Here is a 16,996-nt window from a genome sequence, read left to right as displayed (position 1 = left end):
CGGGTTCCGGATAGGACATGGTAACGCGAGCGGCTGTCGCCGCATTCCGCCTGGAGGCACGGATCGCGCCCGCCTCGGAGCATTCCTCCACAACGTCACAGTTCGGGTACGAATCACACAGGGAACGTGTTGGAAACACGGGTGTCACAAAATCCCCATAGGTTCCTCGTCATCCGAACGAGAGGCTCTTCCGTGGGATCCATCACTCCTCCGGGACGGGCGCAGCCGCGCCTGTTCCGCCTCCGCCAGACACGACGACGACCGGTCCTCGCGGCCGTGCTCGTGGCCGCGTTCCTGGCGACCTTCCTGATCGACTGGGCGGTCACCCTGCCGGCCTTCAGTGCCACGTCGGCTCCGGCCACCAGCCAGGCGTGCACCGTCAGCCCCGACAACGGGTGCATCCAGGGCACGATCACCGACTCCGAGCGTGATCCGGCCGAGGGCGTCGACGTCGACGTGACCGGCCCGAGCGGCTTCGACCAGACGGCCACGACCAACGCCGACGGCCGCTGGTCCGTCAAGGTCGAGACCGCTGGCGAGTACACGGTGAGCGTCGACCAGGGCACCCTGCCGAAGGGGCAGTACCTGACCAACGCCGCGGACGCCGAGCGGAAGGTGCAGGCGACGCTGAACGCCAACGTCGGGCAGATCTTCCAGCTGTCCGACCAGAAGGGCGCGACGACCTCGTCCGACTCGTCGGGTGTGAGCATGCAGCGGGCCTGGCAGCAGTTCGCATCCGGGCTCCGGCTCGGCCTGCTGATCGCGCTGGCGTCCATCGGGCTCTCGCTCATCTACGGCACGACGGGGTTGTCGAGCTTCTCGCACGGTGAGCAGGTCACCCTCGGCGGTCTGCTGGCGTACGTCTTCGCCAACCAGCTCGGCTGGAACATCTGGGTCACCGGCATCGTCGTCACGCTGTTGTGCGCCGCGACCGGGTACCTGCAGGACGCCGCGATCTGGCGCCCGCTCCGGCGCCGACGCATCAGCCTGACGCAGCTCATGATCGTGACGATCGGGCTGTCGATCGCCGCCCAGTACGCGTTCCAGTACTTCTTCGGCGCCTCGACGGTCCGCATCCAGCAGGGCAACCCGGAGACCGTGCGGTTCGCCGGCGTGACCCTGACGGTGCAGTCCTACGTCGCCATGGGGATCGCGCTCGTGGTCCTCGTCGCCACCGGGCTCTTCCTGGCGAAGACGCGCTTCGGTCGGGCCACCCGCGCCGTGTCGGACAACCCGGCGCTCGCCGCGGCCTCCGGCATCGACGTCGACCGGGTGATCCGCTTCGTGTGGACGCTCGCCGCCGGTCTGGCTGGCCTGTCCGGCGTGATGCTCGGGCTCGTCCTGAACGGCGTGAACTGGCAGACGGGGCTCCAGCTGCTCCTGCTCATGTTCGCCTCGGTCACGCTCGGCGGCCTCGGTACCGCGTACGGCGCCCTGGTCGGCTCGATGATCATCGGGGTCGTCGTGGAGCTCACGAACCTGGTGCTCCCCGGTGACTTCAAGTACGCCACCGCCCTCGTCATCCTCATCCTCATCCTGCTGTTCCGGCCGCAGGGCATCTTCGGCCGCGCCGAGCGGATCGGCTAAGGGAGCACGCGCATGGACTACATCCTCAACCTGCTGTCCTCGCTCACCCAGGAGGCACTCGCCCCGACCACGGCGGCGTTCGCGCTGGCCGCGATCGGCCTGAACGTGCACTTCGGGCTCACCGGGCTCGTGAACATGGGCCAGGCGGCGTTCCTGCTGCTCGGGGCCTACGGCTTCGCGATCTCGATCACCAACGGACTGCCGTTCGTGATGGCGGTGCTCATCGCCCTGCTCGTCTCGATCGTGTTCGCGATCATCCTCGGCGTCCCGACCCTGCGGTTGCGCGGCGACTACCTGGCGATCGTCACGATCTCCGGCGCCGAGATCATCCGCATGGTGGGCCGCTCGAGCCTGCTCACCTCGACCACGGGCGGCTCGAACGGCATCACCGGGTCGAGCTACCGCGACCCGTTCACCGCCCTCAGCCCACTGCCCGACGGCACCACCACGATCCTGTGGTTCACGTACGCCAACAACGGCGTCAACGGCTGGTGGATCCGCATCGCGGCGTGGGCCATGGTCGCTCTGTTCACCCTGGTGCTGTTCCTGCTCATGCGCAGCCCGTGGGGCCGCGTGGTGAAGGCCATCCGCGAGGACGAGGACGCCGTCCGCTCGCTCGGCAAGAACGTCTACTCGTACAAGATGCAGGCGCTCGTGTTCGGTGGGGCGCTCGGTGCGATCGCGGGCATCATCTACGTCCTGCCGAGTTCCGTGCAACCGGACGCCATGGGCCGCTCGATGACGTTCTTCATCTGGACGGCGCTCATCCTCGGTGGCGCGGCGACGGTGTTCGGACCGGTGCTCGGAGCCGTGCTCTTCTTCGTCGTCCGGCTCTTCATCCGCACGCTGGCCGGCGACTTCATCCCCGACTCGATCATGAACGCACAGCAGGCCGAGCAGTTCTCGTACGTGCTCGTCGGCGTCGCGCTCATGCTGCTCATCGTGTTCCGTCCACAGGGGTTGCTCGGCAACAAGAAGGAGCTGACGTTCAGTGTCTGAGACCTACGGCCACCCCAAGGCCGACCCGATCCTCACCGTCGACGACGTCACCCGCCGCTTCGGGGGCATGACCGCCGTGGACGTCGACCACCTCGAGGTCCAGCGCGGCTCCATCACCGCCCTGATCGGCCCGAACGGCGCCGGCAAGACCACGTTCTTCAACCTGCTCACCGGATTCGACAAGCCGAGCCCCGGTGCGAAGACGCAGTTCAACGGCGCCACGCTGCAGAAGACGAGCGCGACGCACATCGCGAACAAGGGCATGGTCCGCACCTTCCAGCTGACCAAGGCCCTGTCGCGGCTCACCGTGATGCAGAACATGCTGCTCGGCGCTCGCGACCAGCCCGGCGAGAACTTCTTCGCCGCCCTGGTCAAGCCGGTGTGGGCGAAGCGGGAGCGCGAGATCACGGCCAAGGCCGAGGACCTGCTCGCCCGGTTCAAGCTCGACACCAAGGCCGACGACTACGCGGGCTCGCTGTCCGGCGGGCAGCGGAAGCTGCTCGAGATGGCCCGGGCGCTGATGTCCGACCCGACGATGATCATGCTCGACGAGCCGATGGCCGGCGTGAACCCCGCGCTCACCCAGTCGCTCCTCGGGCACATCCAGTCCCTGCGCGACGACGGCATGACCGTGCTGTTCGTCGAGCACGACATGCACATGGTCCGGCACATCTCGGACTGGGTGGTCGTGATGGCCGAGGGCAAGGTCGTCGCCGAGGGCCCGGCGGACACGGTGATGGACGACCAGGCCGTGATCGACGCCTACCTCGGTGCGCACCACGACACCGACCTGGGTGACGACTCGCTCCTCACCGAGGAGACCTTCGAGGAACTGGCAGAGGAAGTCGCGGAAGAAGACGCGGCGGACGCAGCAGCAGAGGAGACGACCCGATGACGGACCAGGCGGACCCCACGAACGCGAGCAGTGCCTCCAGTCCGTCCCCGGCGGCCACGCTGGAACGCGAGCCGGTGCTCAGCGCGAAGAACCTCGTCGCCGGGTACCTGCCGGGCGTGAACATCCTGAACGGCTGCGACCTGGACTGCTACCCGGGCGAGCTCATCGGCATCATCGGGCCGAACGGGGCGGGCAAGTCGACGCTCCTCAAGGCGCTGTTCGGGCTCGTGTCCATCCGCGAGGGTTCGGTGACCCTGCAGGGTGACGACATCACGAACCTCAAGGCGAACAAGCTCGTGCAGGCCGGTGTCGGCTTCGTGCCGCAGACGAACAACGTGTTCCCGTCGCTGTCGATCGAGGAGAACCTGCAGATGGGGCTGTACCTGCGGCCCCGGAAGTTCACCGAGCGGCTCGAGGTCATCTACGACCTGTTCCCGGTCCTCGCCCAGCGGCGGAACCAGCGGGCCGGATCGCTGTCGGGCGGTGAGCGGCAGTCCGTCGCGATGGCCCGGGCGCTGATGATGGACCCGAAGGTGCTGCTGCTCGACGAGCCGAGCGCCGGACTGTCCCCCGTGCGTCAGGACGAGACGTTCCTGCGGACCCGCCGGATCAACAAGGCCGGTGTGTCGATCATCATGGTGGAGCAGAACGCGCGACGCTGTCTGCAGATCTGCGATCGTGGGTACGTGCTCGACCAGGGGAAGAACGCGTACTCGGGCACCGGGAAGGAACTCGCTGACGATCCCAAGGTCATCGAGCTCTACCTGGGGACGCTCGCCAAGGACGTCGACGCACAGCGCTAGCGCTGTCGTCGGCTACGGGTACCGCTGTGGGGGTGGTATCCGTGACGGGTGGGGCCGTGCGTGGTCGCTTCGCGCCGCACGGCCCCGCTCCTGTACCCGGCCCGGAGGCGCGGCTCGCGTCTGGTCGCGTCCGATCGCGTCTGGTCGGGTGACTGTGGTCGCATGACGCCGTCGTGTTCCGTCGACGCCGCGGTCCCGTCGAGACGCCTCGGAATCCAGCGGCGTCTCGTCGGGATGGCGGCGTCCTGCGCTGACGACGGCGTATTCCGTTGACGACGGCGTCTTCCGTTGACGACGGCGTCGCCCGTCGCACCCGGCCAGGAGGCGCTACTCGCCCCGCGCGGGTCGGTATCGTTCCGCAGGTGCAGAGACTGTCGGTGAGCGCGATGGACGCCCTGGTGTGGGTGGTCTTCATCGCGCTGTTCGTCGGTGCGGCGCTGCTCGTCAAGGTCGCGGCAGTGCTCCTCGTCGTCCTCGTGGTGCTCGCGCTCCTGCTCGGCTTCGTGCTGCGGGTGCTCCGCAAACGTCGACGAGCCCCGCGCCGCCCGCGCTGACGGCTCCGCCGTGACGGCTGCACGGTGCGAGGTTGCCGGCCGTCCGCACCGTCCGGCCCGTGCACGCCGCAGAGCCCGCCCGGTAGGCTGTCCTGGTGAGCGAAGTCGAGATCGGTGCAGGCAAGCGCGGACGTCGGGCGTACGCGTTCGACGACATCGCGGTGGTCCCCTCCAGGCGGACGCGTGACCCGCGCGACGTCAGCGTGCAGTGGTCGATCGACGCGTTTACGTTCGAGTCGCCGATCCTGTCGGCACCGATGGACTCCGTGTCCTCGCCCGCGACGGTCATCCAGATGGGCAAGCTCGGCATCCTGGGCGTGCTCGACCTCGAAGGTCTGTGGACCCGCTACGAGGACCCGACCCCGTACTACGACGAGATCAAGTCGCTCACCGACGGCAACGTCACGAAGCGCATGCAGGAGATCTACTCCGAGCCGATCAAGGCCGAGCTGATCACCGCCCGCCTGGCCGAGATCCGCGCAGCCGGGGTGCCGGTCGCCGGTTCGCTCAGCCCGCAGCGCACCCAGGAGTTCTCGAAGACGGTCGTCGACGCCGGTGTCGACCTGTTCGTCATCCGCGGCACCACGGTCTCGGCGGAGCACGTCTCCCAGACCGAGGAACCCCTCAACCTCAAGAAGTTCATCTACGAGCTGGACGTCCCGGTGATCGTGGGCGGCGCCTCGACCTACACGTCGGCGCTGCACCTCATGCGCACCGGTGCCGCCGGTGTGCTCGTCGGCTTCGGTGGCGGCGCAGCGTCGACCACCCGTGCCGCACTCGGCATCCACGCCCCGATGGCCACCGCCGTCGCGGACGTCGCAGGTGCCCGTCGCGACTACCTCGACGAGTCGGGCGGCCGCTACGTGCACGTCATCGCCGACGGCGGGCTCGACACCGCGGGCGACATCGTCAAGGCCATCGCCGTCGGCGCCGACGCCGTCATGCTCGGCACCGCGCTGGCCCGTGCGACCGAGGCCCCGGGTGGCGGCTACCACTGGGGTGCCGAGGCGCACCACCCCGAGCTGCCGCGTGGCCGCCGGGTCGAGGTGGGCACGATCGCCCCGCTCGAGAACGTCCTGAACGGACCGACGCCGACCCACGACGGCCGCGCCAACCTGGTCGGTGCCCTGCGCCGCTCGATGGCGACGACCGGATACTCCGACGCCAAGGAGTTCCAGCGAGTAGAAGTGGTCGTGGCGCCGTACCACCAGTGACGGTGGCACCCGGACACTGCTCCGGGTGACGCCACGGCGCCGACCGTGACCCGGAGGCGACGATGGCGAAGTCCAGCACGACGAAGCAGACCAGCACGGCCGGACGTCCGCGTGACGTCGCGCCCGGCGTGGGGTTCGACCCCACGGCGAAGCTCGGGCCGGACGAACGTGCGGCCGCGATCGAGACGCTGAAGACCAAGGAACTCGACGTCCTGGTCGTCGGCGGCGGCATCGTCGGTGCGGGCAGTGCGCTCGACGCCGTGACCCGCGGCCTCAGCGTCGGCATCGTCGAGGCCCGTGACTGGGGCTCGGGGACGTCGAGCCGTTCGTCGAAGCTCGTGCACGGCGGCATCCGGTACCTCGAGCAGCTCAACTTCGCACTCGTCCGCGAAGCCCTCATCGAACGCGGGCTGCTGCTGCAGCGCATCGCCCCGCACCTGGTGAAGCCCGTGCGCTTCCTCTACCCGCTCAACCACCGGGTCTGGGAGCGCTTCTACATCGGCATCGGCATGGCGATGTACGACGTGTTCAGCTGGTCCGGCGGCCGTCCGCCCGGCGTCCCGCACCACCGGCACCTCAGCCGGAAGCAGGTGCTCAGGAACATGCCCGGGCTCAAGAAGGACGCCTTCGTCGGCGGCATGACGTACTACGACGCCCAGGTCGACGACGCGCGCTACGTCGCGTCGCTCGTGCGCACCGCGGCCTCGTACGGTGCCGAGGCGGCGAGCCGCGTCCGCATCGAGGGATTCATCAAGGTCGGAGAGCGCGTGGTCGGCGCGCAGGCACACGACATCCAGACCGGTGAGCGGTTCGAGATCCGCGCGAAGCAGGTCGTCAACGCCACCGGTGTCTGGACCGACGACACCCAGGCGATGATCGGCACCCGCGGGCAGTTCAAGGTGCGGGCGTCGAAGGGCGTGCACCTCGTCATCCCGCGCGACCGGTTCCAGTCGAACACGGGCATGATCCTGCGCACCGAGAAGAGCGTCCTGTTCGTCATCCCGTGGGGCCGGCACTGGCTGATCGGCACGACCGACACCGACTGGTACCTCGACAAGGCGCACCCGGCGGCGACCGCGGCGGACATCGACTACATCCTCGAGCACGTCAACAAGGTGCTCGCCGTCCCGCTGACCCGCGAGGACGTCGAGGGCGTCTACGCCGGCCTCCGCCCGCTGCTGGCGGGGGAGTCCGACCAGACGTCGAAGCTCAGCCGCGAACACGTCGTCGCGCACACCGTGCCCGGGCTCGTCGTCGTCGCCGGCGGCAAGTGGACGACGTACCGCGTGATGGGCAAGGACGCGATCGACGAGGCCGTCGCTGCCATGGACGGCAGGATCCCGGAGTCGACGACCGAGGACATCCCGCTCCTCGGCGCGGAGGGCTACCCGGCCGCGTGGAACCGACGCGCCCGCACCGCACGGAGCTGCAACGTGCACAAGGTCCGGATCGAGCACCTGCTCAACCGGTACGGCACCCTCGCGACCGAGGTGCTGCAGCTCGTCGAGCAGGACCCCGCGCTGGCCGAACCCCTACCCGGGGCCGACGACTACATCGGCGCCGAGGTCGTGTACGCCGCCTCGCACGAGGGCGCCCTGCACCTGGAGGACGTCCTCGCCCGCCGCACCCGCATCTCCATCGAGGCCTGGGACCGCGGCGAGTCAGCGGCGCCCGTCGCCGCGAAGCTCATGGCGGACGTGCTCGGGTGGGACCAGGAGACGACCGAGCACGAGGTCGCGAACTACCTGAAGCGCGTCGCCGCAGAACGGGAGTCGCAGCTGCAGCCCGACGACGAGAGCGCGGACCGCGTGCGGCTCGAGGCCCCGGACATCGCGTTCGGCTTCGACGAGGACGACGTGGTCGTGGGTGGCGGCCGTTCGGACGGCGCGGAGGGCGCGAAGGCGTCCGACGAGCAGGTCATCGGCGAGAAGACGAGCGAGCCGGAGTGAGGAGGCCCGCAGACGCCGTCGTGTCACCGAGACGCCGGCGTCTGCGGGTTGCGTAAGACGCCGTCGTCTCGGGTCGACGCCGTCTGGTCGCCGAGACGCCGCCAAATCAGGCGGCGTCTCGCGGTGGACGAGGCGTCTCGACGAGACGACGGCGTCTTGCGGAGTCCACCCGCGCCTCCAGGACGGAAGACCGGAAGACCGGAAGGACGGAAGACCGGACTGGAGGCCCGTGGTGCGTCCGTCAGACGGCGCGCGACCGCAGGGCCGCACGGCGCACGTGCACCGCCTGGCCGACCACGAGCACCACCGGGATCCCGATCAGCGCGACGAGGCTCGTCACGTACATCACGCCCGACCAGATCGTGTGGGCACCGCCGCCGACCCCGTAGGCATCTGCGACGTCCATCTGCAGGGCGAACGCCGCCACGAACGACATCGGCGTCCCCATCACGACGACCGCGAGCAGCACCGCCGCGATGACGTGCGCCCTCGCCCGGGTGATGAGCAGCAGCACCGACAGTCCCGCGGCGAACAGGACGCCGACGACGGCGATCCCCACGACGGTCGCGATGTCCGCCCCGACCGAGAACCCCTGCTCCGAGAGCTCGGCGTGGATCTCGGCCAGGCTCGCACCGGGGACCGCGGCGAGCGGGTCCAGCACCAGTGCGTTCAGCGCGAGCAGTGCCGCGTACAGCGCGACGACCAGCACCCCGACGACGGCCACGACGATCCGTGTTCTCCCCATCCACAGAACAGTAGTGCGCGGAATGCGCGGGGTCACCGGGTGGTTATCATCGGGGTACTCGAAGAGGGAGCCATCATGGTCGACGTCCATCGCGTCAAACTCCCCGGAGTCGGCGTGCTGCACAGCTTCTACACCGACGACGGTGGCAAGTGCGGTGTCATCACGCACCGGTCGGGGCACTCCGACCTCATCTCGTTCGCCGACGTCTCCGACGGCGCGGACAAGTCCGAGAAGGTCTCGCTCCGTCTCAGCGAAGACGAAGCGCACACCCTCGCCGAACTGCTCGGCGGCACCCGGATCACCGAGGGCCTCGACAAGCTCGACGAGATCCCCGGGCTGTCCATCGACTGGTTCTCGGTCGACTACGACGACGCCATCGCGGGCAAGCCCCTCGGTGACCTGCACGACTCGGGCTTCATCGGCCTGACCGTCGTCGCCGTGGTCCGTGGCGACAGCGCCAACCCGGCGCCCTCGTCGGACTTCGTCGTCTTCCCCGGTGACACCATCGTCGTGGCCGGATCCCCCGAGAAGGTCGCCAAGGCGTTCTCCTTCTACCGCAGCGGAGAGCTTGCGGCCGCCTCGGCCGAGGCCCCGCGGAAGAGCTAGCGCATGCACCTGGGTGGTGAGCTGCTCACCATCGGTGTGCTCTTCGTCATCGCCTACGTCCTGGGCCGACTCGGCAAGACCATCGGTCTGCCAGCCATCCCGATCTACATGGTGGTCGGCCTCGTCGCGAGCCCGAACACGCCGTGGTTCGGGCTGAGCGTCGAGTCCCACACGATCGAGCTCATCGCGACGTTCGGGCTCATCCTGCTGCTGTTCAACCTCGGGCTCGAGTTCGACCAAGAGGAGTTCTACGGCAACGCCGGCAAGCTCCTGGTGTCGGGCGGCACCTACGTCGTCATCAACATGGGCGTGGGCTTCGCCTTCGGGTTCTCGCTCGGCTGGGGCACCCGTGAAGCCCTGATCATCGCGGGCATGACGGCGACGTCGTCGAGCGCCATCGTGACGAAGCTCCTCATCGAACTCCGCCGTCTGGCGAACGACGAGACCCCGATGATCCTCGGCGTCACCGTGATCGAGGACGTCTTCATCGCCGTGTACCTGGCGATCGTCTCCGTCGTGCTGTCCGGCGACACCAACCTCTGGGCCGTCGTCGGCAAGCTGGCCCTGGCGTTCGGGTTCCTGATCGTGATGTTCACGCTCGCGCGCTTCGCGGGCAAGTGGGTCTCGAAGATCTTCGCCACGCGTGACGACGAGCTGTTCACCGTGCTGTTCTTCGGACTCGCGGTCATGTTCGGCGGCATCGGCGACCTGCTCGGTGTGACCGACGCCATCGGCGCCTTCGTCATCGGCCTGCTCTGCGGAGCGACCCGGTACCGCGACCGCATCGAACGGCTCGCCCTGCCGATGCGCGACGTCTTCGCGGCGTTCTTCTTCGTGAACTTCGGGCTCGGTCTCGACCTGTCGACCTTCGGCGAGGTGCTCTGGCCCGTCCTCGGCGCCATCGGCATGACCATCGTGCTCAACGCGGTCGCCGGCCAGATCGTCGCGCGGATGAACGGCTTCAACGTCCAGCAGGGCATCAACACCGCCGTCATCCTGGTGAACCGCGGCGAGTTCGCGCTGATCCTCGCGACGCTGTCGGCTGCCGCCGGGCTGGAGGCGCGGATCACCGCCTTCGCGGGCCTCTACGTCCTCTGCATGGCGGTCCTCGGGCCGCTGCTCGCGGTGAACTCGGACCGGATCGGCCGCCTCGTGGTGCGCCCGGGCCGGCTCATCCGCCTGCGCGGACGCCTGGGCGGCCGACGTGCCGTCGCCGCGGCAGCCGCCGCCGAGAGCGCCGAAGCAGCCGAGGCCGAGGCGGACGCCACCGCCGCGGCACGGAAGGCCGAGCGGGATCGCCAGTTCGCCGAGGAGTTCGCCCTCGTGGAGGCCGCTGGCAGGGACGAGCGAGACAATGAGGGGTCCGAGCCGACGTCCGCACCCGTGACGTCGCCGGTCGAGATCCCCGCCGAGCGCCCCGAACGCCCGGTCCGACAGCGCGATCCGGAGTACTGATACAGATGTGGGCCGTTGCCCGACGACCGAGGTGGATCGCGCTGCTGTTGCTGGCGCTCGTGCTGGCGGCGGTGTTCGCCGGGCTGGGCAAGTGGCAGCTCGAGCGGTCCATCGCCAACGGCAAGCCCCTGCCGGCGACCACCGAGACCCGCCGCACGCTCGAGGCGGTCACGACCCCCGAACGCCCCGTCAGCGAGAGCCTCGCCGGGCAGAAGGTGACCGTCACCGGGACCTTCGTCGCCGACGACACCACCGTCCTGACCGGCCGCACCGGGGGTGGGAAGTACCAGACCGTCGGGCACCTGGTGGACTCGGATGGTGGGGCGAGCCTCCCGGTCGTCATCGGGTGGTCCGACCAGCGGTCGGCCGCCGTCGCCGGGGGCGAGCGCCTGGCGGACGGCCAGACGCTCACGATCCAGGGCCGCTACTACCCGGCGGAGTCGCCCGACCAGGACGCCTACAAGAAGGGCGAGTACTCCGCAGTCGCCCCCGCCCGGTTCGTGAACACCTGGCAGGCCTTCGACGACCGCATGTACCTCGGGTACGTCGTCGCCGACGGCACCACCGCGAAGGCCGCCGACCTCGGCACCATCGCCGACCGTGCACCGTCGCGCGAGGTCCAGTTCGACTGGCTCAACCTGTTCTACGCGATCGAGTGGGTCGTCTTCGCCGGCTTCGCCGTGTTCCTCTGGTACCGGTTCGTGAAGGACGCCTGGGAGCGCGAGCAGGAAGAGGAGCGCGAGGCAGCGCTCGCCACCGAAGCCGACGCGCTCCGACGGTAGGATTGCCGGCATGGCCCTGACCGTCCGAACCCGTGACATCCCCAAGATCCCGGGGGCGGTGAAGTGGTACCGCGTCTCGGCGTACATCACCGGTGTGCTGCTGCTCGCCCTGGTGGTCGAGGTCATCATCAAGTACACGCCGCTGCAGCTCGAGATGCAGCTCGGCAACGGTCCGTTCTTCGTGCCCAACGGCACGGCGGGCGAGACCCCGGGCACGTTCAACCTGTCGATCGCGATCCTCATCGCCCACGGCTGGCTGTACGTGCTCTACCTCTTCACGGACTTCCGTCTGTGGAGCATCATGCGCTGGAGGCCGTCGCGCTTCCTGCTCATCGCCCTCGGGGGCATCATCCCGTTCATGTCCTTCGTGGTCGAACACCGCATGCAGCAGCGGGCCATGGACACCTACCACGAGCTGATCGCTGCCCAGCAGCGTGAGAAGGAGGCCGCTCGGTGAGCGAGACCGAACAGCGTCCCGTCCTCGTCGTCGACTTCGGGGCCCAGTACGCGCAGCTCATCGCGCGTCGGGTCCGTGAAGCGAACGTCTACAGCGAGATCGTGCCGCACTCCATCACCGCGGACGAGATCCGCGCCAAGGACCCGGCGGCCATCGTGCTGTCCGGTGGTCCGTCGTCCGTGTACGAAGAAGGCGCGCCGTCCCTCGACGGTGACATCCTCGACCTCGGCGTCCCCGTGCTCGGCATCTGCTACGGCTTCCAGGCCATGGCGACCGCCCTCGGTGGCGAGGTCGCGAACACCGGGCTGCGCGAGTACGGCGCCACCGACGTGACCCTCGCCCCCGGCACCAGCACTCTGCTCGGCGACCAGCCGGCGGACCAGGTGACGTGGATGTCGCACGGCGACTCCGTGGCCAAGGCACCGGCCGGCTTCGAGGTGCTCGCCTCGAGCGCATCGACGCCCGTCGCGGCGTTCGCGTCCGACGAGCGCAAGCTCTACGGCGTGCAGTGGCACCCCGAGGTCAAGCACTCCGTGTACGGCCAGGCCGTGCTCGAGAACTTCCTGCACCGTGCCGCGGGCCTGCCCGGCGACTGGAACTCCAGCAACGTCATCGAGGAGCAGGTCGCCCGCATCCGCGAGCAGGTCGGCTCCGCACGGGTCATCGCCGGTCTCTCCGGTGGTGTCGACTCCGCCGTCGCCGCAGCCCTGGTGCACAAGGCCGTCGGCGACCAGCTCACCTGCGTCTTCGTGGACCACGGACTCCTGCGGGCCGACGAGCGCAAGCAGGTGGAAGAGGACTACGTCGCCTCCACCGGTGTCCGGCTCATCACGATCGACGCCGAGCAGCAGTTCCTCGACGCCCTCGCCGGCGTGAGCGACCCCGAGCAGAAGCGCAAGATCATCGGGCGCGAGTTCATCCGCACGTTCGAGGGCGCAGCCGAGGCGCTCGTGCTCGAGGCCCAGGCGTCCGACTCCGATGCCGAGGTCAAGTTCCTCGTGCAGGGCACGCTCTACCCGGACGTCGTCGAGTCCGGCGGCGGAGCGGGCACCGCGAACATCAAGTCGCACCACAACGTCGGCGGCCTGCCCGAGGACATGACGTTCGAGCTCGTCGAGCCGCTGCGCACCCTGTTCAAGGACGAGGTCCGTGCCGTCGGTCGCGAGCTCGGCCTGCCCGAGGTCATCGTCGGTCGCCAGCCGTTCCCCGGGCCCGGCCTCGGCATCCGCATCGTCGGCGAGGTCACGAAGGACCGGCTCGAACTGCTCCGCGCGGCCGACAAGATCGCCCGCGAAGAACTCACCGCGGCCGGCCTCGACGAGGAGATCTGGCAGTGCCCGGTCGTGCTGCTCGCCGACGTCCGCTCCGTGGGCGTGCAGGGCGACGGCCGGACCTACGGCCACCCGATCGTGCTCCGTCCGGTCTCGTCCGAGGACGCCATGACCGCCGACTGGACGCGTCTGCCGTACGACACCCTGGCGAAGATCTCGAACCGCATCACGAACGAGGTGCCCGACGTCAACCGGGTCGTGCTCGACGTCACGTCGAAGCCGCCGGGGACGATCGAGTGGGAGTAGGGCTCCCCTGAGCGACGGGAGGCCCGGTACGCGTCACGCGTGCCGGGCCTTCGTGCGTCCGGGGGCGCTGCCGGAGCGGCGGGCGGTGCTGACGGGGTCGTTGAGTGGTCACAACACCCCGCGGGCCCGGTGCCGAGGGGTCACGAAGTGTCGACTGGCCCCGGCTCCGGCGACGCTTCGTGACCACTCGGCGGGCGACCGGCGGGGTGTTGTGACCACCCGGGACCGCCGCCGCCACCGCCACTGCCTCCCGCCACCGCCACCGCCCCGGCCGTCGCCGACCACCGGCCCGGGAACGACGAAGGGCCTCGGCAGCGCCGGGGCCCTTCGTGTGTGCGGTGGTTCTAGTTGCGCGAGCTGCTCGCGATGATGGCGAGGATGCGCAGGATCTCGAGGTACAGCCAGACGAGCGTCACGATCAGGCCGAACGCCGCGGTCCAGGCGTAGATGCGGGGTGCGCCGCGCTCGACACCGGTCTTGATCTGGTCGAAGTCGAGGATCAGCGAGTACGCCGCCATGACGACCACGAAGATGCCGATGAGCACACCGAGCGGGATGCCGAAGAGCGTCACGCCCATCAGGCCGAACGCGCTCTGCGTCACGCCGGTCCACATCAGGACCAGGTTGACGAGCGAGAACGCCATGTACCCGACCATCGCGATCAGGAAGAAGCGCGTGGCCTTCGGGGTCGCGCGGACCTTGCCGGAGCGGAACAGCAGCAGGGTGACGAAGAACACACCGAGCGTGCCGAACACCGCCTGCGCGACGATGCCGTCAGCTTCGGGGAACGCAGTCTGGAAGTAGTTCGAGATACCGCCGACGAACAGCCCCTCGAAGAACGCGTACGTCAGGATCAGACCCGGCGACGGCTTCTTCTTGAAGGTGTTGACGAGCGCCAGGACGAACCCGACGAGCGCGCCGACGACCCAGACGGCCGGCGGCAGGTTCCAACCGGCCACCGCACCGACGACGAGCACGCCGAACGCGAGCAGCGTCTTGACGATGGTGTCTTCGTACGACATGCGGTCGGTGTCCACCGGGGACGCAGTCGGGCGGTCGTACATGTACTGCAGCTGCTCGGGGGTCATGCCGCCCTGTGCCTGCTGCGGGGTCTGTCCCCAGCCGGCCTGCTGCTGACCAGCACCGCGCCCGCCCCAGGTGTTTGCCCCCTGTGCGTTGAAGGCGGGGGACTGGTCGAAACCGGGCTTGAAGGCCATGGTGTCCTCTTCCTAGGAGATTCGAGTCCTCTCAGCCTAGGTGCGCTCGGTCGCGGAAGGCTGAGGATTCGCGGCGAGCGGACGCGGGCCCAGCGGGCCCCGACGAGGGAAGCCTAGGGTCGCCCGCTGCACGCGCGCCTCGAAGACGTCGAGAGTCCGCCGTCGAGCGCGGGGAGCCCGCGGGTGACGCCGGGTACAACCAGGTCACGAGCGCGACCGAGATCGTCATGAGCAGGAACCACGCCACGATCTTCGTCGGGGCCACCGGGTGCCAGGCGGCGAGCTGCGCCGGGTAGCTCCACGCCCCGGCCCAGGTCGCGACGTTCTCGGCTGCCCAGACGAACACGGCCACCAACCCCATCGCGACGAGCACGGGCATCCGCATCGTCGCCCGGTGGATCCGGACGTCCATGGTGGTGCGGGCGAAGAGCAGCAGCACGAGCGCCAGCAGGACATACCTTGCGTCGGCGACGAAGTGGTGTCCGAAGAAGTTCAGGTAGACGCCGCCCGCGACGACCGCCAGCAGCCACTGCCGCGGGTACCGGTCGAACCGCAGGTCGAACAGCCGGTGGACCCTGACCATGTACGACCCGACGGCCCCGTACATGAACCCCGAGAACAGCGGCACCCCGGCGACGACGAGCAGCCCTCCGGGTTCGTAGGTCCACGAGCCCATGTGGGTCTTGAACACCTCCATCACGGTGCCGACGACGTGGAACAGCACCACCACCCGGAGTTCCCGTACGGTCTCGAGCCCGAACACGAGCATGCCGACCTGCAGCAGCACGGCCGCGGTCGTCAGGACGTCGTTCCGCATCGGGGCCGGCACGGTCAGGTGCCCGAGGGCCATCGTCGCGAGCAGCAGCGCCCCGAACGCACACGCCCAGGCCTGCTTCGCACCGAACACCAGGAACTCGGTGACGAACACGCGGACGGGTCGGTGCGGTCGGTGCCCGGCGTCGAGCACACGGCGTGCGGCCCGGTCGATCCGGGCCTCGACGGCGGTGGAGAGCGATCGGACGGTCATGCGGTGATGCTCGGCGTCGGCGCTGGGAACGGCGGTCCCCGGCGCGACGAGTGTGTCCCGCGACACAGGTGGCCCGCTCGTCATCCCGGGCAAGTAGGGTCGCGCCATGACCCTCGTGATCGCCCACCGCGGCGCGTCCGGCTACCGCCCCGAGCACTCGCGGAGCGCGTACGACCTGGCCATCGAACTCGGCGCCGACGCGATCGAACCGGACCTCGTGCCCACGAAGGACGGCGTCCTGGTGCTCCGGCACGAGAACGAGGTCTCGGGCACCACGGACGTCGCCGACCACGCCGAGTTCCGGCACCTGCGCACGACGAAGACCGTCGACGGCCAGACGCTGACGGGCTGGTTCACCGAGGACTTCACGTGGGCGCAGCTGCAGACGCTCCGCACCCGCGAGCGCCTGCCCGCGCTGCGCCCGGGATCCGCCGAGCACGACGGCGCGCAGCCGATCCTGCGGTTCGTCGACCTGCTCGCGATCCTCGACGCGGCGCCCCGCCCGGTCGGGCTCGTCGCCGAGGTCAAGCACGCCGCGTCCTTCGACCGCGCCGGGTTCCCGATGGGCGAGCTCGTCGACGCCACGCTCGGCGAGGCCGGGTGGCGGCAGGACGAGCGGCTGACGGTGGAGAGCTTCGAGAAGGGCGTGTTGCGGGACCTGCGCGAGCGGGCGACCGGTGGTCGGCTCGTGTACCTCCAGGAGGCCCGTGGCAGCGCCGCGGACGAGGTCGCGTCCCACGGGGCGCTCGCCCCGACCTACGCCGCCGAGCGCTCCGAGGACGCGCTCGCGTCGTTCGCAACCGAGTTCCACGGCATCAGCGTCGACCTCGGCACCCTGATGGCCGGCGTGGACAGCGTCGCGCTCGACGACCCGACGCCGGTGCGCAGCGCGATCGTCGACCGTGCCCACGCCGCCGGGCTCGCGGTGTACACGTGGACCCTCCGGCCGGAGAACCGGTTCCTGCCGTCGCCGTTGCGTCGCGGCGGGGACGTCGCGGCCTTCGGCGACTGGGAACGCTGGTTCACCTCGGTCATCCGCACCGGACTCGACGGCGTGTTCGCCGACCACACGGACCTGGCGGTGCTCGCCCGGTCCGCTGTCGGGGGTCCCGCCTAGACTGTTCCGGAC

At 69.5% G+C, this 16,996-nt stretch carries 16 protein-coding genes; 13 read left to right on the top strand and 3 right to left on the bottom strand.

Going from position 1 to position 16,996, the window contains the following annotated elements; genetic code table 11:
- Positions 1–276 precede the first annotated feature (276 nt).
- From H489_RS20420 to H489_RS20395, 7 genes are all read left to right on the top strand, one after another.
- On the top strand, positions 277–1,587 hold the full coding sequence (locus H489_RS20420; protein ID WP_017885478.1) for a branched-chain amino acid ABC transporter permease: 1,311 nt from the start codon (positions 277–279) through the stop codon (positions 1,585–1,587).
- A gap of 12 nt (positions 1,588–1,599) precedes the next feature.
- Positions 1,600–2,586 (top strand): branched-chain amino acid ABC transporter permease, encoded by a 987-nt coding sequence (locus H489_RS20415; protein ID WP_017885477.1) that lies wholly within the window; start codon positions 1,600–1,602, stop codon positions 2,584–2,586.
- Positions 2,579–3,481 carry an ABC transporter ATP-binding protein gene (locus tag H489_RS20410; RefSeq protein WP_017885476.1) on the top strand — a complete coding sequence of 301 codons (903 nt, stop codon included), beginning with the start codon at positions 2,579–2,581 and terminating at the stop codon, positions 3,479–3,481. Before H489_RS20415 ends, H489_RS20410 begins: the two co-directional genes overlap by 8 nt.
- Positions 3,478–4,284, top strand: coding sequence for an ABC transporter ATP-binding protein (locus tag H489_RS20405; RefSeq protein WP_017885475.1), 807 nt, complete (start codon positions 3,478–3,480; stop codon positions 4,282–4,284). The genes H489_RS20410 and H489_RS20405 overlap by 4 nt, the downstream gene beginning before the upstream one ends.
- Positions 4,285–4,646: 362 nt before the next feature.
- Entirely contained in the window at positions 4,647–4,838 is a 192-nt protein-coding gene (locus H489_RS37520; RefSeq protein WP_139179596.1) for a hypothetical protein, read from the top strand.
- A gap of 95 nt (positions 4,839–4,933) precedes the next feature.
- Entirely contained in the window at positions 4,934–6,052 is a 1,119-nt protein-coding gene (locus tag H489_RS20400; protein WP_017885473.1) for a GuaB3 family IMP dehydrogenase-related protein, read from the top strand.
- A gap of 62 nt (positions 6,053–6,114) precedes the next feature.
- Entirely contained in the window at positions 6,115–8,001 is a 1,887-nt protein-coding gene (locus H489_RS20395; protein ID WP_017885472.1) for a glycerol-3-phosphate dehydrogenase/oxidase, read from the top strand.
- Positions 8,002–8,242: 241 nt separating this feature from the next.
- On the opposite strand, the gene H489_RS20390 is transcribed toward H489_RS20395, so the two are convergent.
- Positions 8,243–8,746: a hypothetical protein gene (locus tag H489_RS20390; protein WP_042539852.1), complete on the bottom strand. Its 504-nt coding sequence runs from the start codon at positions 8,744–8,746 to the stop codon at positions 8,243–8,245.
- A gap of 75 nt (positions 8,747–8,821) precedes the next feature.
- Here H489_RS20390 and H489_RS20385 point away from each other — a divergent pair, with 75 nt between their 5' ends.
- The 5 genes from H489_RS20385 to guaA are packed head-to-tail and all read left to right on the top strand — an operon-like array spanning position 8,822 to position 13,623.
- On the top strand, positions 8,822–9,352 hold the full coding sequence (locus tag H489_RS20385) for a cation:proton antiporter regulatory subunit (RefSeq protein WP_017885470.1): 531 nt from the start codon (positions 8,822–8,824) through the stop codon (positions 9,350–9,352).
- A gap of 3 nt (positions 9,353–9,355) precedes the next feature.
- Positions 9,356–10,807: a cation:proton antiporter gene (locus H489_RS20380; RefSeq protein ID WP_017885469.1), complete on the top strand. Its 1,452-nt coding sequence runs from the start codon at positions 9,356–9,358 to the stop codon at positions 10,805–10,807.
- 5 nt (positions 10,808–10,812) lie between these two features.
- The gene (locus tag H489_RS20375; protein WP_017885468.1) at positions 10,813–11,589 is read left to right on the top strand and encodes an SURF1 family cytochrome oxidase biogenesis protein; all 777 of its coding nucleotides are present in this window, start codon (positions 10,813–10,815) and stop codon (positions 11,587–11,589) included.
- A 10-nt stretch (positions 11,590–11,599) separates the two neighbouring features.
- Positions 11,600–12,046: a DUF3817 domain-containing protein gene (locus H489_RS20370; RefSeq protein WP_017885467.1), complete on the top strand. Its 447-nt coding sequence runs from the start codon at positions 11,600–11,602 to the stop codon at positions 12,044–12,046.
- Entirely contained in the window at positions 12,043–13,623 is a 1,581-nt protein-coding gene (gene guaA / locus H489_RS20365) for a glutamine-hydrolyzing GMP synthase (protein ID WP_017885466.1), read from the top strand. Before H489_RS20370 ends, guaA begins: the two co-directional genes overlap by 4 nt.
- 344 nt (positions 13,624–13,967) lie before the next feature.
- Here guaA and H489_RS20360 read toward each other — a convergent pair whose 3' ends face one another.
- Both H489_RS20360 and H489_RS20355 read right to left on the bottom strand, forming a co-directional pair.
- Positions 13,968–14,840: a Bax inhibitor-1/YccA family protein gene (locus H489_RS20360; RefSeq protein WP_017885465.1), complete on the bottom strand. Its 873-nt coding sequence runs from the start codon at positions 14,838–14,840 to the stop codon at positions 13,968–13,970.
- 31 nt (positions 14,841–14,871) lie between these two features.
- Positions 14,872–15,867, bottom strand: a complete 996-nt coding sequence (locus H489_RS20355; protein WP_017885464.1) for a DUF817 domain-containing protein — start codon at positions 15,865–15,867, stop codon at positions 14,872–14,874.
- Positions 15,868–15,973: 106 nt separating this feature from the next.
- Here H489_RS20355 and H489_RS20350 point away from each other — a divergent pair, with 106 nt between their 5' ends.
- Positions 15,974–16,984, top strand: coding sequence for a glycerophosphodiester phosphodiesterase family protein (locus tag H489_RS20350; protein WP_017885463.1), 1,011 nt, complete (start codon positions 15,974–15,976; stop codon positions 16,982–16,984).
- Positions 16,985–16,996: the final 12 nt, after the last annotated feature.

Source organism: Curtobacterium flaccumfaciens UCD-AKU, from assembly GCF_000349565.1.
In the GTDB taxonomy this organism is placed as follows: domain Bacteria; phylum Actinomycetota; class Actinomycetes; order Actinomycetales; family Microbacteriaceae; genus Curtobacterium; species Curtobacterium poinsettiae.
Note: the sequence above shows the minus strand (reverse complement) of the source record. Positions and strands in the feature narration are given on the sequence as shown.

Excerpts from the sequence above, each read along its gene's own strand:
- H489_RS20415 (WP_017885477.1), top strand. The coding sequence starts at position 1,600 with ATGGACTACATCCTCAACCTGCTGTCCTCGCTCACCCAGGAGGCACTC.
- H489_RS20405 (WP_017885475.1), top strand. The coding sequence starts at position 3,478 with ATGACGGACCAGGCGGACCCCACGAACGCGAGCAGTGCCTCCAGTCCG.
- H489_RS20395 (WP_017885472.1), top strand. The coding sequence starts at position 6,115 with ATGGCGAAGTCCAGCACGACGAAGCAGACCAGCACGGCCGGACGTCCG.
- H489_RS20390 (WP_042539852.1), bottom strand. The coding sequence starts at position 8,746 with ATGGGGAGAACACGGATCGTCGTGGCCGTCGTCGGGGTGCTGGTCGTC.
- H489_RS20385 (WP_017885470.1), top strand. The coding sequence starts at position 8,822 with ATGGTCGACGTCCATCGCGTCAAACTCCCCGGAGTCGGCGTGCTGCAC.
- H489_RS20380 (WP_017885469.1), top strand. The coding sequence starts at position 9,356 with ATGCACCTGGGTGGTGAGCTGCTCACCATCGGTGTGCTCTTCGTCATC.
- H489_RS20375 (WP_017885468.1), top strand. The coding sequence starts at position 10,813 with ATGTGGGCCGTTGCCCGACGACCGAGGTGGATCGCGCTGCTGTTGCTG.
- H489_RS20370 (WP_017885467.1), top strand. The coding sequence starts at position 11,600 with ATGGCCCTGACCGTCCGAACCCGTGACATCCCCAAGATCCCGGGGGCG.
- H489_RS20360 (WP_017885465.1), bottom strand. The coding sequence starts at position 14,840 with ATGGCCTTCAAGCCCGGTTTCGACCAGTCCCCCGCCTTCAACGCACAG.
- H489_RS20355 (WP_017885464.1), bottom strand. The coding sequence starts at position 15,867 with ATGACCGTCCGATCGCTCTCCACCGCCGTCGAGGCCCGGATCGACCGG.
- H489_RS20350 (WP_017885463.1), top strand. The coding sequence starts at position 15,974 with ATGACCCTCGTGATCGCCCACCGCGGCGCGTCCGGCTACCGCCCCGAG.